Source organism: Prevotella intermedia ATCC 25611 = DSM 20706, assembly GCF_001953955.1.
GTDB lineage: Bacteria > Bacteroidota > Bacteroidia > Bacteroidales > Bacteroidaceae > Prevotella > Prevotella intermedia.
Window position 1 is genome coordinate 646,733 of record NZ_CP019300.1, and the last position, 17,349, is coordinate 664,081.

Consider the following 17,349-nt stretch of genomic DNA (forward strand, 5'->3'; position numbering starts at 1 on the left):
AGTGCTAATACGGAATTATCAAACTATCTTTGCACTGACAAGCCTTATATTAAGGTGAGGCGAACATCACATAAATCTATAAAAGAGATAACAATTTACTCAATATTAATAACTTTAGCAATAAAAAGATGAAGCAGGTAAAAAGCAAATTCCCTGTCAGGATAATGACGCTTATATTAGGTCTGTTCCTGTCTATCAGTGCCTTTGCACAATCGACCATCAAAGGTCTTGTAAAAGATGCTTCTGGCGAACCAGTTATTAGCGCATCGGTTCTTGTTACAGGAACCTCTAACGGCGTGCAGACTGACTTTGACGGAAACTTTGAAATCAATGTGGCACCAGGCACTCAACTAACAATTTCCTACATCGGATACGTTAAGCAGCAAGTTGCTGCAAAGAATGGTATGGTAGTTGTGCTCCAGCCAGACGGTGCGCAACAAATGCAGGAAGTAGTGGTTATCGGTTACGGTGCAGTGAAGAAAGGCGACCTTACAGGGTCGGTTCTCGCAATGAAACCAGACACAAAGAACAAAGGTCTTGTAGTAAACGCGCAGGATATGATGCAAGGCAAGATGGCTGGTGTGAACGTAACAAGCGATGGCGGTACCCCTGGTGGTGGCGCACAGATTCGTATTCGTGGTGGTTCTTCATTGAACGCATCTAACGCTCCGCTTATCGTTATTGATGGTGTGGCATTGGATAACACAGGTGTGAAGGGTATGTCGAACCCACTTTCTATGGTAAACCCACAAGACATCGAAAGTTTCAACGTATTGAAAGACGCTTCTGCAACAGCTATCTACGGTTCTCGTGGTTCTAACGGTGTCATCATCATCACCACAAAGAAAGGTCGTGCTAACCAACCTGTCGCTGTTTCATACGCTGGTAGCGTAACTGCAAGTGTTAAGAAAAAGACCATTGACGTAATGAATGGCGACGAATATCGTAAATTTATTACCGATATGTTTGGGGCTGGCAGCAAGCAAGTGGCTGCACTTGGCAAGGCTAACACCGATTGGCAGAACGAAATCTATCGTACAGCGTGGGCACAAGACCACAACGTTACTGTAACTGGTTCAGTAGGCAACGGTACTAATTCATTGCCTTTCCGTGTTTCTGCTGGTTACACAAACAACCAAGGTATCTTGAAGACCTCAAGCTTTGAGCGTTACACAGCTGCTGTTAACTTAAATCCATCGCTCATGAACAACCACTTGAATATGAATTTCAATGTGAAGGGTATGTTCGCAAAGAACCGTTTTGCAGATGGTGCAGCTATCGGTGCAGCCGTTTCTTACGACCCAACTCAAAGCATTTACGACTACGATTCACCTGATGCAGCGAACTTTGGCAACTATCACGCTTGGCGTGGTGTCGGTCTTGCTGCAAGCGAAGACCCAACATGGCCAACTACTTTGAACACTTTGGCAACAAAGAACCCTATGGCTATATTGAATTTGAAGAACGACCGCTCTCGCAGCCGCGACGTAATAGCAAATGCAGAGTTCGACTATAAGGTTCACGGATTTGAAGACTTGCGCTTGCACGTTACTGCTGGTGCCGACATTGCACAAGGACAGCAGGATACAGACATCGCACCAACTTCTCCATTGGCTTCTTACTATGGTTACAATGGTTGGAGCAAACAGTTGAAGCGCAACCTCACTTTCAACGCATACGCACAGTACTATCACGACTTTAAGGACGCTGCAAAGAACCATTTCGACATTATGGCGGGTTACGAGTGGCAACATTTCTGGAGAAAAGACAAGAGTCGTGCAATACAATATTATCCTTCAACCAACTCAAAGGCTGGCCAAATCTACTACGATAGTGGTAAAGACTACAACAAAGACGGTATTTTGAAAGATTATGTATACTCTACTGAGAATTTCCTCGTATCATTCTTCGGTCGTGCTAACTGGAGTTTGATGGACCGTTACTACATTACAGCAACCTTCCGTGCCGATGGTGCATCACGTTTCCAAAACCATTGGGCTAATTTCCCTTCATTCGCATTTGCTTGGAAAGTAAAGGACGAAAACAAATTCCGCGACATTAAGTGGTTGAGCGACTTGAAACTCCGCTTAGGTTGGGGTATGACGGGTCAGCAGGAAGGTATTGGCGACTACAACTACTTCGATATTTATCAAACAGGTAGCGGTACAAATAACGAATATCCAGTAACAGACGACGGAACTGTTGTTCGCCCACAAGCTGTAAACAAGGCTTTAACTTGGGAAACAACTACAACTTACAACGTCGGTCTCGACTGGGGTATATTCAACCAACGCCTCACTGGTAGCATTGATTGGTACTATCGTAAGACCACAGACCTTTTGAACAACAGTGTTACAGTTTCTGCTGGTTCTAATTTCCGCAACCAAGTTCCTTCTAACATCGGTTCGTTAAAGAACACTGGTGTTGAAGCAGCTTTGCGTTGGAGAGCTATCGAATCAAAAGATTGGTATTGGACTATCGATTATAACTTCACATACAACAAGAACGAAATTACCGACCTTACAGGCGGTAAGGACCCTAACCTTGTTGTTGCAACGGGTGGTATCTCAGCAGGTACTGGCAGTAATGCACAAGCACACGCTGTAGGACACTCTGCCTCTTCATTCTACGTTTATCAGCAAGTTTATGACAAGAATGGCAAACCAATCGAAGGAGCAGTTGTAGACAGAAACGGTGATGGACAAATTACCCCTGCCGACAAGTACTTCTACAAGAGTCCGATGGCTCCTGTTACAATGGGACTTGCTTCTCGTTTAGAGTATAAGAACTGGGACTTCGGTTTCTCTCTCCGTGCAAATATCGGCAACTACGTGTTCAACGATTTGATGGCTGGACAAGCTAATGTTTCTCCTGCTGGTGTATGGGCATCATCTGAATTCTTGTCAAACCGTCCAATAGAATCAATTAAAGACAATTGGCAAACAGGTAATGCTGAAACTGTTCTTTCAGACCGTTGGGTACAGAATGCCTCATTCTTGAAACTCGATAACATTACATTGGGTTATAGCTTTGCCGACCTATTCAAGACTGGTGGCTGGCATGGTTTGAGCGGACGTGTTTATGGTACTGCTTCCAACCTGCTTACACTTACAAAATATGAAGGTATAGACCCTGAAGTGTTTGGCGGTATTGATAATAATCTCTATCCTCGCCCAATGTCATTCATTGTAGGTCTGAACTTAAATTTCTAATTCTATCCTAAAAGTCAATAACAATGAAACAATATATTAAGAAATTAGCTCCTGTAGCAGCATTGTTGCTTACATTGAGCATCACTTCTTGTGTAAAGGACTTGGACGTTACACCAATCGACCCAAACCTTCAAACAGAGATTAATCCCAACCATTTGTTCAACAAATGCTATGCAAACTTTGCATTGGCAGGCAACAGTGGTCCTAATGGCGATTGCGACATTGATGGTCTTGACGGAGGTACAACAGGTTTCATCAGACAGTTGTTCAATTCTAACGACCTCACAACTGACGAAGCCATCTGCAACTGGACACAAGACGAAGGTGTTACGGATTTCAACTCTAATAGCTATGGTAGCTCTAACCCTATGCTTAAAGGTTTTTACTATCGCCTCTACTTCGGTGTAACCATCTGCAACCAATACATCAACAACTTCGGCGATGTAGACAAGCAGAAGACAGCAGAGGTGCGCTTTATCCGTGCACTCGACTATTATTTATTGATGGACGCGTTTGGCAATATTCCTTTCACTGAAAAAGTATCGGCTGAATCTGCTAAGCAATACTCACGCAAGCAGATGTACGATTACATTGAAAAAGAACTATTGGCTATCGAGAACGACCTGATGGAACCAAAGGCAAAGAAGTCTACCGATGCTAACTATGGCCGCGTGGACAAGGCTGCCGTTTGGATGCTACTCTCTCGTCTTTACTTGAACGCTGAAGTTTATACTGGTACAGCAGAATGGCAGAAAGCTGCCGACTATGCTAAGAAGGTAATCAATTCACCTTATCAGCTATATACAGGCGCAACAGTAAACGGCTGGACTGCTTATCAGCAACTCTTTATGGGTGATAATGGCGAAAACGGTGCATCAGTTGAAGCTATCTTCCCTATCCTTCAGGACGGTAAGCGCACTGCTGCTTATGGTGGTACAGTATTCTTGATTAACGCTTGCTACGACAAGGCTGCAACAGTAAACAGCAACGGCGTAGCTGGTGGCAACCTTTACGACAATGCAAACTGGGCGGGTGTTCGTGCTCGTAAGGACCTTATCGACAAGTTCTTCCCTAACAACAATGCGCCTTCAGTTACTGGAGCTGTCATGCCTAAGGAAGCAGGCGACGACCGTGCATTGTTCGACGGTGTAGACAGAACGATTACACAAGAGACCTCGAAAGACCTTTCAACATTTACAAAGGGCTTTGCAGTAGTTAAATACAACAACTTCTACTCAACAGGTGCAACTGCAAAAGACCTCCGTTATGCCGACACAGATTTCTTCTTCTTCCGTGTTGCAGAGGCTTATCTCACCTATGCAGAAGCTACTGCCCGTTTGAATGGCGGTCAGACTACTACTGAAGGTACAGACCTTATCAACAAACTCCACGTTCGTGCTCACGCTAAACCCAGAACTTCAGGTGCTTACACACTTAACGACATTCTCAATGAGTGGTGTAAAGAGTTCTACTTCGAGGGACGTCGCCGTGTAGACTTGGTTCGTTTCAATAAGTTTGGTGGTAATGTAAACTACAACTGGGCTTGGAAAGGTGGCGAACTCAACGGACGCAACTTTGCTGCAACACGCAACATCTTTGCAATTCCAAACAGCGACATGATTGTGAATACGAACTTGAAACAGAACCCCGGTTATTAAGATTATTCAAGTTGAGGAGGCAACTCCTCAACTATCACAACCTAAAAGATAAGAATTATGACAAAGATATTAAAGTCAGCATTGCTGCTTCTTTGCACTGTTTGTTTTTTTACAGCGTGCAGCGATGACAACGATGAAAACCCAACAGTAAAGACGCCAACTACCTTCCACCTGAATACGCCCGCACTTGCGGCTAATGGTGTTTACGATTTGGCTAATTCTAAAACCATCGAGCTTACCTGCTCACAGCCAGACTATGGTTATCCTGCCGTAACAAAATATACGGTAGAGGTTGCAACCAGCGCAGACATGTCTGACGCAAGGACTATGGCAACAACCTTTACAACAGCCAAGATGGAAGTAGACGCTGCCGAACTGGCAAGTCTGCTTACCGACTTACACGTTGCAAAGGGTATGAAAGAAGAACAATTCCCTATCACAGCTCCTGTTTACATTCGTGCAAAGGCAGTCCAGACTACTGCCTACGGACAGGAAATCGAAGGTACGTCAATTACATCTAACGTTATTACTTTAAACAAGGTGTACTTGCTCTTCTCGCTTCCTCCTGTGAAGACACCAGAGAAGCTCTTCCTTGTTGGTAACTTCAACAAATGGTCGTGGGACAATGCGTTGGAGATGACACCTGTTAACGGCTCACCTAACATCTTCTGGCATCTTGTTTACATTGATGGACAGGGCAACAGTGCAGGTGTGAAGTTCAACAGCGACAAGGCATGGAACGGCAAAGAGGCAGGTTTCGAAAAGATTACGATTAACCCAGCAAGCGATAATGCTGCCGATATTATCAATGCCAATGGCAACATTGGCTCTTCTAAGGCTGGCTGGTACTTGATGATTGTAGAGTGCACCGTAGTGGGTCGCGACATCAAGTACAACGTAACTTTCAACAAGCCTAACGTTTACTTGCAAGGTGCATGTACCGCATCAGGTGGCTGGGACCTTATCCCGGACAACCTGTTCTCTGTTCCTGCAACAGCCGACGGCGAGTTTGTTTCTCCAGCCATAGGCAATGCCGTGTCTGGTGGTCCTTCAGGCGGCGACCCGGGTGTACGTATCTGCGTGAAGATACCTGACATGGACTGGTGGAGGTCCGAGTTCATCGTCTACGACAAGAAGATTGCTTACCGCGGAACAGGTGGCGACCAGACACCACGTGTTGCAGGTGCAGTAGGTCAGAAGGTGTACTTGAACTTCACTAACGAAACAGGTGAAATAAAGTAATAACAACTTATTATTATAGAAAAAGTTATGAAGAAATTATCATTATATATCACACTCGCACTTGTAAGCCTCGTTTTCGGGGCTTGCAGCGACGAGTACGAACCTTGGGGCAATCCTCAGGCATACCCCGAGGAAGGTGCCATCACCATTCCTGGTATCAAGGCAAACGCTGTTGCAACGCAAGACTTAGCCAATGTAGGCGAACAGGTTTCTCTGTTCACCCTCTCTACGGCTGAGCTTCCTGAAGGTTACACCTTGCAAAACGCTCGCATCAAGCTCTATCCGAAAGACATCAACACCGCAATGTCTACCACTATCAACACTACACTTGACGGTAAGGCTAACACAGCAGAGGTGCAGGAAATGGTGGAGAAGTACTACGGCAAGCGTTCGGAAGCATGCAACTTCGTTGCACTCGTATATATCAATGCCGTAAAGAACGGTCAGGCTGCACTCATCGAAGCCGGAGAAGTTGCTGTTACGATAATACCAAAAGCACCGGCCTTCACCGAATACCTCTATATGGCAGGCGACGCTAACTCTTGGAGCCACTCGGACATTCTCCACGGACCAGCGTTCGACGGTAAGTATCTTGGCTATATGTACCTCACACAAAGTGGATTTAAGTTCTGTACACAACCTAACTGGGACGGTACAAACTATGGTAAGGACTTCAGCACAGATGGTGGTGCTGCCAACATTATGATGACAGAAGCCAACGGTTTCTACAAAGTAGAGGTAGACTTGCAGGCTCTTTCTTACAAGCTCACACCTATTACAAGCATCGGTATCATAGGCGACGCTGCAGGTGGCTGGGACAAAGACATTGTAATGACTTACGATGCAGCATCTCACACATGGATTGCGAAGAGCGTAACACTCAAGGACGGTGAAATAAAGTTCCGTGCCAACGGTGCCTGGGACATCAGCTGGGGTGGAACAGACCTCAAGAAGCTCACATCGAACAACGGTACAAACATCAAGGTGAATGCAGGTACCTACACCATTAAGCTGAAACCGTCTTACGATGGCAACACACAAGCTGAACTTACCAAAGAGTAAGTCCACTTCAACGATACTTTAAAGTATATATTTCAAGGGGAGAATGCATCTGTGTTCTCTCCTTTTTTATTTGCACAAAGCCAAACTTGCAAACGTTTGCACCCACATTAATACTTATTATAAATCAAGTTAGTGCAGGGAAAGGAAATAAGTTGTATATTTGCGAAAGCATAAACAGTTAGGATAAAACAAAATCAAATCATCATTATGAAACGTACCTCAACTCTGCTTGCAGCTTTGTGTCTTACTATGACAATGTTTGCACAAGGCTGGAAAGCCAACTATGGCGGCGTAATGCTGCAAGGTTTCTACTGGGACTCTTATCAGGATACGAAATGGACAAACCTCGAATCGCAGGCAAAAGAACTTTCCGATTACTTCGACCTCGTGTGGTTGCCACAAAGTGCACAGGCACGCAACAACCCCTCAATGGGCTACGACGACTACTATTGGTTCAGCAATTACAACAGTTCGTTCGGCACAGAGGCTGAACTCCTGAGCCTCATCGGCACTTTCAAAGCCAACGGTATCAAGACCATAGCCGACGTTGTTATCAACCACCGTGCAACAACGGCTGGGTGGTTCGACTTCCCAGCCGAAACCTACAACAACGTAACGTACACTATGACATCGAAAGACGTTGCCAAGAACGACGACGGTGGCGAGGCTCTGAAGCAAGCCCAGAAAGAAGGCGTGCAGCTTAGCGACTTCATGGACTCGGGCGAAGACTGGCCTGGAATGCGCGACCTCGACCACAACAGTGCGAACGTACAAGCTACGGTGAAGGCTTACTTGCAGATGCTGAAGGACAAATTTGGCTATGCTGGCTTCCGTTACGATATGGTAAAGGGCTACGGTGGCAAGTTCACGGCACTCTACAACAATGCCTCACAACCCGAATTTTCGGTCGGCGAATATTGGGACGGCGATATAAATAAGGTGAAAGCGTGGATTGAAAGCACCAAGTCGGACAACGTTCCCACAAGTGCAGCTTTCGACTTCCCTATCCGTTACACCGTCCGCAATGCTGTAAACAATGGCAACTGGAGTGCTTTCAACGGCATAGGCTTGGCAAAAGACCCCAACTATGCACGCTATGCCGTTACTTTCGTTGAGAACCACGACACCGAAGACCGTGGCGGCAACAGCCATCAAGACCCCATAAAGAAAGATACATTGGCGGCAAATGCCTACATTCTCGCCATGCCGGGAACGCCAAGCATCTTCTTGAAACACTATCAGGCATACAAAAGCGACATCAAGAATATGATTAGCGTGCGCAAGCTGATGGGCATCAACAACGAGAGCAAGGCTGCCAAGTACAGCAGCAGCTCCGACTACTACGCCTTTACCACCACAGGTACAAACGGCGAAATGCTTACCGTGCTCGGTCCTGCAAAGAGTTTCTCCAACACAAACCGCTGGATAAAGCTCACAGGCGGATACCACTGGGCTTACTATGTGGAGAAGAGCAAAGCCAACTTCGTATGGGCAAGTCTTGCGAGTGGCACCTACGATGGCGAGCAAAGTGTAACGCTGACAGCCATCAGCGACGATGCGAATGCGCAAATCGTGTACACCACCGACGGAAGCGAACCCACAGCAGGCAGTGCAAAGGCTACCAACGGACAAGTGCTGACCATTCCTGTGGGCACAACCGTGCTGAAAGCAGGATTGCTCGTTGGCGGCGTTGTGAAGAACGTCATTGTCCGCAACTACAACATCATCGACTTCAAGCCTTACAATATCAAGGTATATGTAAATGCCGACGAGGCAGATGCAGCGTGGGCAAGTGCGAAGATGACAAGCACCAACCCTTCTATCAACTTCTGGATATGGGGCGGAACACACAAGACCGTGAAGGGTTCGTGGCCAGGCGACGCCGTAACAACAACCGAAACGGCAAACGGCAAGAAATGGTTTGTGAAGGAATTTGCCATTACAAACTCTAACGACATCGTGAATTTGGTATTCAGTGTAGGCACAGGTTCGCCACAGACGGTCGATATTGAAAACATAAAGGCAACCACCTTTATCAGCATATCGAGCGAGAAAGAAGGTGGAAAGAACAAAGTAAACGTTGTTTCTACGGGCATCGACAACGTCGTTGCAGAACAGAAGGGTAACAACGACCCTTACTACTACACACTTTCAGGACAGCGCATAGCGAAACCAACCCAATGTGGCATATATATCCACAATGGAAAGAAAGTACTGGTGAAGTAAAAGAAAAACAATACGAAAACAATGCGGCGGCTTTGCAGTAAGAATGCAGAGCCGCCGCATCGCTTTTATCGCATAGATTCAGAGAAAAAAAAGCCGTGCAATGGTTCCGTCGATTATCAGCAAAGGTCTGCCACATTATTTCGTTCTTCCAACTAAATAAAGCAGTTTTACCACTACACCACTGCTTCTGCACACCTTATTACATGCAGGCGAAAAAGGTAATAGTCGTGTAAATATTTTTCACAAACATAACTATTGCATAACACCTTTGTTATCAACGTGTTGCAAAACCTATTGTTTTGCGTTCCAAAAGCGGCTGTTTTGCACGGTAAAAGCGTAGGTTTTGCGTTGCAAAAGAGCCGCTTTCGCAATGCCAAATCGAAATTACCGTTTTTCTTCAGAATTATCTTTACAAAATGGAAGCTGTTTTTGGGATTTGCCTTTGGTAAGAAAAAGGAAATTGAGTTGCTCAATATTTTTCTGCTGAACCTAACGTTTGTGTTCTTTCTGAAGTTTGGAAAGTTACATTTCCGAACTTTTTATATTGGATATACATAAAATAGAAAATAGTTCAAAGTTGTGCTTTCGCTTTGGTGTTCTGAAATACTTTTATTACCTTTGTACGAAAGTTCGTAACGAGAAGTTTGGCTGTTGCAGTTCGATAGCAAGCCGTGATTGACCTATGAAGAAAAGCGCGCTGTTCCGTTTGGGTAGAAGCAATAAGAAAGTATGGGTAGTTGTTGTCTTGTTTTTGGCAACAACGGCTTCGCTGTGGGCACAAACAAACGGGCAAAATCCTGAAAGCCATTTCTATAACTGGGCTTTAGGCTTTGGGCGCAGTGCCGCAGATTCTTCGCGATGGCGAAGTGCGAATGTCGGTATTCTTGCTGCCACCGACACCCTGCACGGTTTTCAGATAGGCGGAATAAGTAGTATTGCGCACCATCAGATGAAGGGTGTGAGCATCGGCGGACTGTTTGCTGCAAGCGGTGGGCGTATCGACGGCTTTCAAGCGGCTTTCGGTATGAACACTTTGGGTGGCGAAATGCGTGGTCTGCAGTTGGCAGCCATCTCCAACGTGGCGCGACATATACACGGTGTTCAGTTGTCGGGATTTGCCAATATCGTAGGAACACCCTTCCGAGGTTTGCAGTTGAGCGGTTTCACGAATATTGCAATGGGCATAAAGGCTGGTGTTCAGATAAGCAGTTTGGCAAACATTGCGTCAAAAACAATGCGTGGCTTGCAGTTGGGCACCTATAACTATGCCGACACGCTGCGAGGTGTGCAGATAGGATTGTTGAACATTGCGTTGCGGCAACCGAAGGGCTTGCAGCTCGGCATTATCAATTACAGTCGTGATACGCTGACGCACAGGATAGGATTGGTGAACATCGGTCCGCAAACACAGATAGACATTCTGGCATACGGAGGCAACCACGCACTGCTGAATATGGGCTTGCGTTTCAGAAATCGCAACACCTATTCGCTGTTGGCGGTGGGTACACGTTATATGGGCTTCAACGAAGAACTTTCGGGAGCAGTTTCTTACCGTTTGGGACGCTGTGTGAACTTGTCGTCAAGGTGGCTGTTGAGTAGCGATATAGGCTTTGCACACATAGAAACCTTTGAGAAAGAAACTTCCGACAAGCCACACCGACTGTACTCGCTGCAAGGTCGTGTAAACTTAGACTATCGTATTAATAAGGAATTGGGCGCATTCGTGTCGGCTGGGTGGGGCACTACGCACTATTATTGGGAAAACAAGCATTATAAGAGCAAGGCGTTGTTGGAAGCTGGAATCGTAATGAGGTTTAAACCAGAGAGAATACTATCGTATGGTGGAACAACAGGAACTGCCGAACGTAGTATGGCAGAACGGTATAGAATGTTGATGGAAAACGACTCTACCTTGCACATTCATAATCTTCAGTTTGCCTATAACGACCCTAAAGAACAGCGAAAACGACCTTGGAAGGCAGCAGCTGAAGTAACTGCCGTAAATGCCTTGGTGCACTGCGTAGATAGGTTTGCTCTACGCTACGACTTTGCAAAAGTAAACTTCAAGAGCATACGCAAGAACTTTAAAAATGGATTTGTGTGGGACAACGACAAGTTTTCTACCAACTTGTTTGCACATCCTTACCACGGCAACTTGTACTATAATTCGGCACGTGGCAACGGTTTGTCGTTCTGGCAGTCGGCACCTTATGCCTTGGGTGGTTCGCTGATGTGGGAGTTTATGGGCGAAGTGGAACCGCCTGCCATTAACGACGTTCTTGCCACGACGATGGGCGGAATATGTTTTGGCGAAATATCGCACCGCATTTCACACTTGTTGCTGAACGATAGAAGCAGGGGTTTCCGCCGTTTTCTCAGAGAGTTTGGTGCTGCAGTCATCAATCCTATGGGCGGATTTAACCGAATTGCAACGGGCAAGGCGTGGCGCGTGAGGAACGAATATTACAAGTATCACGATTACGAAGCATTGCCGATAGACTTTTCTATCTCGCTCGGCGGCCGCTATCTGGCTGATAACGGAGCGATGTTCCGTGGCGACTACAATTCGTATCTGAATGTCTTCTTGGAATACGGCGACCCTCTGAACAGGGCAACCAGCAAGCCTTACGACTTCTTTTCTATGGAACTGTCGTTGGGATTGGTTGGTAATCAGCCGTTTGTGAATGGTATTCATATATTGGGACGCCTGTGGGGCGCACCTGTATTTACGGGTACGAACCTTAAAGCACAGGTTGGTTTCTTCCAGCATTTCAACTATTACGACTCCGACCCTGTGAAAGAAGGCAGCAAGCAGACCCCTTATCGCATTTCGGAAGCTGCCAGCTTTGGACCGGGCGTGGTGATTTCGTTTCTCAATATGGGTGGACTGACGAAGTTGGAGCAGCGCGTTTTCCTTTCGGGAATATTGTTGGGAGGCACGAAGAGCGATTATTATAATGTTATCGACCGCGACTATAATATGGGTGCGGGCTTCTCGGTGAAGACGAAAACCTTTATGGAGTTTCACAACTTGGGGCGTTTCGTCATGCACGCAGGCTTCTATCATATCTACACTCGGAAAGGATACGACAAGGAAAAGCTTGAAACCATCAACCCTTTGTATTTGAATGCACAGGGCGATAAGGGCAATGCCGACTTGCTTGTGCTGAATCCTATATGGGAATTCGACTTTAATAAGCGTATGAGTGCTGTGCTTTCGGGTTCTTATTATATAAGGAACACGCGTTACGCTTATTATAATAATGTGCACGCTGAAACGTTTGAAGTGAAAATGGGTGTCGCTTACCATTTCTAAAACCACCACCAGTGTTGTTGCTGATTAATTCTTTCCGAAACACTAAACTATGTTAATAATAATTAATACCAACGCTTTCACGCTGTTATGCGTTTCGTACCTAATAAAAAATGAGTAATTTTGCAGACCGATTATTTCGAGGGTGAACTTAGAGCCCTCAGCACGTTGTGTGTTAATAGTGTTGCTTTTGGCCGAGCTGCATGGTTAGTGAATCCGACGGGCAAGAATTAAAAACGTTTTTTAGTAGTAAAATTTTAAAATTAAAAATGAACACTTTAAGTTATAAGACTATTTCCGTAAACAAGGAAACAGCTAAGAAAGAGTGGGTAGTAGTAGATGCTACCGACCAGATTGTTGGTCGTTTCTGCTCTAAAGTCGCTAAGTTGCTTCGCGGAAAGTACAAGCCAACTTTTACTCCACACGTTGATTGTGGAGACAATGTAATCATTATCAACGCTGAGAAGATTAAATTTACAGGCAACAAGGAGACCGATAAGGTTTACACTCGCTATACTGGTTACCCAGGTGGACAGCGTTTCAACACACCTGCACAGCTTCGCACAAAGAAGAACGGTGTAGAGAAAATGGTGCGCCACGCAGTAAAGGGTATGTTGCCAAAGGGTATCCTCGGCCGTCATTTGCTTGACAACCTTTATGTAATTGAAGGTACAGAGTTGAACGGACTTGAGGCACAGAAGCCAAAGTCAATAGACATTAACCAGTATAAATAATAGAGGCGAAAAAGATGGAAGTAATAAACACAATTGGACGCCGCAAGAGCGCCGTTGCTCGTATTTATCTCTCAGAAGGTACAGGCAAGATTACAATCAACAAAAAAGATATTACTGAATATTTCCCATCAGCTATTTTGCAGTACGTTGTTAAACAACCATTGCAGTTGCTCGGTGTAGAAGGTCAGTACGATATTAAGGTAAACCTCGACGGTGGTGGCTTTACAGGCCAAAGCCAGGCACTCCGCCTCGCTATTGCACGCGCACTTGTTGAGATTAATCCTGAAGATAAGAAGAACTTGAAAGACCACGGATTCCTGACACGCGATAGCCGTGCGGTTGAGCGTAAGAAGCCAGGACAGCCAAAGGCACGTGCTCACTTCCAGTTCAGCAAGCGTTAATCACACTGCTATATATACTGTGGAACGTGGGCAAAAGGCTTGCTTTACGTTTTCAGCAGTATGGAAATGCGCTTGAGTTTAGTATCTAAATCGGTGAGATTCCAAATCGGGGACTACTCATTGGTTGATTCTAACGAGCCAGGCGAAGTTCATTCGCCAAGAAAGAATTAAAAAGAAAGTAAACAAACAAAAAGAAAAGAAGAACATGTCAAGAACAAATTTTGACCAATTATTGCAGGCAGGTTGTCATTTTGGACACCTCCATCGTAAGTGGAACCCAGCTATGAAACCATATATCTATATGGAACGCAATGGTATCCACATCATCGACCTTCACAAAACCGTTGCTAAGATTGACGAAGCTGCTGAGGCTCTCAAAGGCATCGCTAAGAGCGGAAAGAAGATTTTGTTCGTTGCTACTAAAAAACAGTCTAAGGACGTTGTTGCTGAAAAGGCTGCATCGGTTAATATGCCATACGTAAACGAGCGTTGGGCAGGTGGTATGCTTACCAACTTCCCTACTATCCGTAAGGCAATTAAGAAAATGACGAACATCGATAGATTGATGAACGATGGTACATTCTCTAATCTCTCAAAGCGCGAAATTCTTCAGATTTCACGTCAGCGTGCTAAGCTTGAGAAGAACCTTGGTTCTATTGCAGACCTTACCCGTTTGCCTTCAGCACTCTTCGTTATCGACGTAATGAAGGAGCACATCGCTGTTAAGGAAGCTAATCGCTTGGGTATCCCAGTGTTCGGTATCGTTGATACAAACTCTGACCCTAAGAATATCGATTACATCATTCCTGCTAACGACGATGCAAAGGACTCTGTAGAAGTTATCCTCGGTGCTTGCTGCGCGGCTATTGCAGAAGGTCTTGAAGAGCGTAAGGCTGAAAAGGCTGACGAAAAAGCTGCTGCAGAGCAGGCTGAAGAAGCTGCTGAAGCAAAACCAAAGCGTGCTGCACGCAAGGCTGCTGCTGAAGAAGCACCTGCTAATGAGGAAGAAACATCTGCCAACGAGGAAGAAACACCCGCTGCAGAATAATTTTTAGACACTATAAAATGGGCGTTGGTGAACGCTTATGGGTTTAACAGTAACCCATTAACGCTCCTCAACGCCCACATTTTTTTAACCATAAATTGAAAGGAAAAGAGAAAATGGCTGTATCAATTGAAGATATAAAGAAGCTACGCGCTATGACTGGCGCAGGTCTTGCTGACGTGAAGAATGCACTCAACGAGGCTGAAGGCGACTTCGATAAAGCAAAAGAAATACTTCGTGAGCGTGGTTTGGCTATTGCTGCCAAGCGTTCAGACCGTGAAACTTCAAATGGTTGTGTGCTTGTAAAAGCTGTTGATGGCTTTGCTGCAATGGTAGCTGTAAAGTGCGAAACCGACTTCGTTGCTAACGGTAAGGACTTCATCGCTATGGTACAAGAAATTCTTGACGCCGCAGTTGCTGCAAAAGCTAAGTCACTCGACGAGGTTAAGGCTTTGAAGTTGGCTAACGGCGAAGATGCTGCTACAACTGTTCAGCAGCGTTCTGGTATCACAGGCGAGAAGATGGAACTCGATGGTTACAACTTCATCGAAGGCGAAAACCTCTCTGTTTACGACCATATGGGAAAGCACACCCTTGCAACAATCGTTCAGCTCAGCAAGAACAACGAAGATGCTGCACACAAAGTAGCTATGCAGGTTGCTGCTATGAAGCCAGTAGCTTTGGACGAAGCTTCTGTTCCACAGGAAGTTAAGGAAGAAGAATACAAGGTTGCTATTCAGAAAACAAAGGAAGAGCAAATTGAAAAAGCTGTTGTAGCTGCTATCAAGAAGGCAGGTATCAACGCTAACTTGGTTGATAGCGACGACCACATCGAGTCTAATATCAACAAGGGCTGGCTCACACGTGAAGACGCTGACAAGGCTATCGAAATCAGAAAGACTGTAAGTGCTGAAAAGGCTGCTAACTTGAATGAGAACATGATTGAGAATATCGCTAAGGGTCGTCTCAGCAAGTTCTTCAAGGACAACTGCCTTGTAGACCAAGAATTCCAGTTTGCAGAAGGCGACAAGATTAATGTTGCTGACTGGTTGAAGAGCCAAGACAAAGACCTTGCAGTGGTTGCTTACAAGCGTTTCACACTCTCTGCTGAATAATTAATAAGATGTAGAAGTAATACTTCTATAAACATATAGAAAAGGAATCCAAGAGGTTTTTACTCTTGCGATTCCTTTTTTTGTATCTATACACTTGTTATTTATTTCTATTGAAGATGCTTCTTCGGAGTGGTAGAAATATAATAAAGCACATTGTATATTGAAACCTTTTTAAGCATAAGAATGCTTTACTTGCTACTTTCTTTTCTCTTTTATTTCTTGTTTTATAGTTGGAAAGGAAGTGGAAAAGCTGTAAATATTTTTCGCAAGCGTAACTATTACCTAATCCCTTTATTATCAATGCGTTGCAAAACCTATTGTTTTGCATTCCAAAAGCGGCTGTTTTGCACGGTAAAAGCGTAGGTTTTGCGTTGCAAAAGAGCCGCTTTCGCAATGCCAAATCGAAATTATCATTTTTCGTTGGAATAATCTTTACAAAACGAAGGGGCTTTTTGAGGAAATCAACCTTGAACGAATGGGAGAAAAATAGCATTGCTACGACTACTGTTGGACGGCTTCTTTGCAATCTTCCAAAGGAAAGTTTGTGATGGGAAAATATGTGTCGGAGGAAGCAAGGGAGTATGTATTTTTTATCCTATCGACGTTCGGTTACGAAAATTTTATGTAAGTTTGCAAAATGAATAGGTGCCTATCGGTGTGCCAATGCTTTACACTTAGTTTATTATATATAAGTTAAAAAATCGCAAACGAATTAGAAATGAAGATATTTGCAATAGGAATGAACTATTCCGAGCACAATAAATCGCTACACGGAACGTTGAATAAGACAGAACAACCTGTAGTATTCTTGAAGGCTGACTCGTCGTTATTGAAGGACAGCAAACCTTTCTTTATTCCCGATGACTTAGGACGAATAGAGTACGAAACCGAATTGGTGGTGCGTATCTGTCGGTTAGGGAAAACCATTCCTGAGCGATTTGCACACCGTTACTACGATGCTGTAACGGTTGGAATTGATTTTACAGCACGCGATTTGCAGAAGAAGCTGAAGGAACAAGGATTACCTTGGGAGCTTTCAAAGAGTTTCGATGGTGCTGCAGCATTGGGCAGCTGGGTGGATAAAGATAAGTTTTTGGACATTCAGCGTATTCATTTCCACCTCGACATCAATGGTAAGACCGTGCAGGAAGGCTGCACAAGCGATATGCTTTATAAGGTAGACGAGATAGTCAGTTACATCAGTAGGTACTTCACGCTGAAGACGGGCGACATAATCTATACAGGTTGTCCTGCTGGTTGTGCGCCTGTGGCTATAAACGACCACTTGGAAGGTTATGTTGAGGATAGGAAAGTCCTCGACTTTAATTGTAAATAACGACG

11 protein-coding genes are annotated in these 17,349 nt (G+C 45.0%); all 11 read left to right on the forward strand.

What is annotated here, in order from left to right:
• The first annotated feature begins 128 nt into the window (after positions 1–128).
• The 11 genes from BWX39_RS02710 to BWX39_RS02770 all read left to right on the forward strand — a co-directional run bounded on the left by BWX39_RS02710 (position 129) and on the right by BWX39_RS02770 (position 17,344).
• Positions 129–3,212: a SusC/RagA family TonB-linked outer membrane protein gene (locus BWX39_RS02710; RefSeq protein ID WP_028906322.1), complete on the forward strand. Its 3,084-nt coding sequence runs from the start codon at positions 129–131 to the stop codon at positions 3,210–3,212.
• Between the two features lie 23 nt (positions 3,213–3,235).
• Positions 3,236–4,870: a RagB/SusD family nutrient uptake outer membrane protein gene (locus BWX39_RS02715; RefSeq protein ID WP_028906323.1), complete on the forward strand. Its 1,635-nt coding sequence runs from the start codon at positions 3,236–3,238 to the stop codon at positions 4,868–4,870.
• 57 nt (positions 4,871–4,927) lie between these two features.
• Entirely contained in the window at positions 4,928–6,112 is a 1,185-nt protein-coding gene (locus BWX39_RS02720; RefSeq protein ID WP_028906324.1) for a SusF/SusE family outer membrane protein, read from the forward strand.
• Positions 6,113–6,139: 27 nt separating this feature from the next.
• Positions 6,140–7,174, forward strand: a complete 1,035-nt coding sequence (locus BWX39_RS02725; RefSeq protein WP_028906325.1) for a SusF/SusE family outer membrane protein — start codon at positions 6,140–6,142, stop codon at positions 7,172–7,174.
• Between the two features lie 207 nt (positions 7,175–7,381).
• A complete protein-coding gene (locus BWX39_RS02730) occupies positions 7,382–9,400 on the forward strand; it encodes an alpha-amylase family glycosyl hydrolase (protein ID WP_028906326.1) in 2,019 nt (672 codons plus the stop codon).
• A 682-nt stretch (positions 9,401–10,082) separates the two neighbouring features.
• Positions 10,083–12,716 carry a DUF3943 domain-containing protein gene (locus tag BWX39_RS02740; protein ID WP_028906327.1) on the forward strand — a complete coding sequence of 878 codons (2,634 nt, stop codon included), beginning with the start codon at positions 10,083–10,085 and terminating at the stop codon, positions 12,714–12,716.
• A gap of 266 nt (positions 12,717–12,982) precedes the next feature.
• Complete coding sequence (gene rplM / locus BWX39_RS02745; protein ID WP_014708904.1) at positions 12,983–13,447, forward strand: 50S ribosomal protein L13; 465 nt, start codon at positions 12,983–12,985, stop codon at positions 13,445–13,447.
• 14 nt (positions 13,448–13,461) lie between these two features.
• Positions 13,462–13,848, forward strand: coding sequence for a 30S ribosomal protein S9 (gene rpsI / locus BWX39_RS02750; RefSeq protein ID WP_014708903.1), 387 nt, complete (start codon positions 13,462–13,464; stop codon positions 13,846–13,848).
• 205 nt (positions 13,849–14,053) lie between these two features.
• A complete protein-coding gene (gene rpsB / locus BWX39_RS02755) occupies positions 14,054–14,896 on the forward strand; it encodes a 30S ribosomal protein S2 (protein WP_028906328.1) in 843 nt (280 codons plus the stop codon).
• Positions 14,897–15,009: 113 nt separating this feature from the next.
• Complete coding sequence (gene tsf / locus BWX39_RS02760) at positions 15,010–16,008, forward strand: translation elongation factor Ts (RefSeq protein ID WP_028906329.1); 999 nt, start codon at positions 15,010–15,012, stop codon at positions 16,006–16,008.
• 718 nt (positions 16,009–16,726) lie between these two features.
• Positions 16,727–17,344: a fumarylacetoacetate hydrolase family protein gene (locus BWX39_RS02770; RefSeq protein ID WP_028906330.1), complete on the forward strand. Its 618-nt coding sequence runs from the start codon at positions 16,727–16,729 to the stop codon at positions 17,342–17,344.
• Positions 17,345–17,349: the final 5 nt, after the last annotated feature.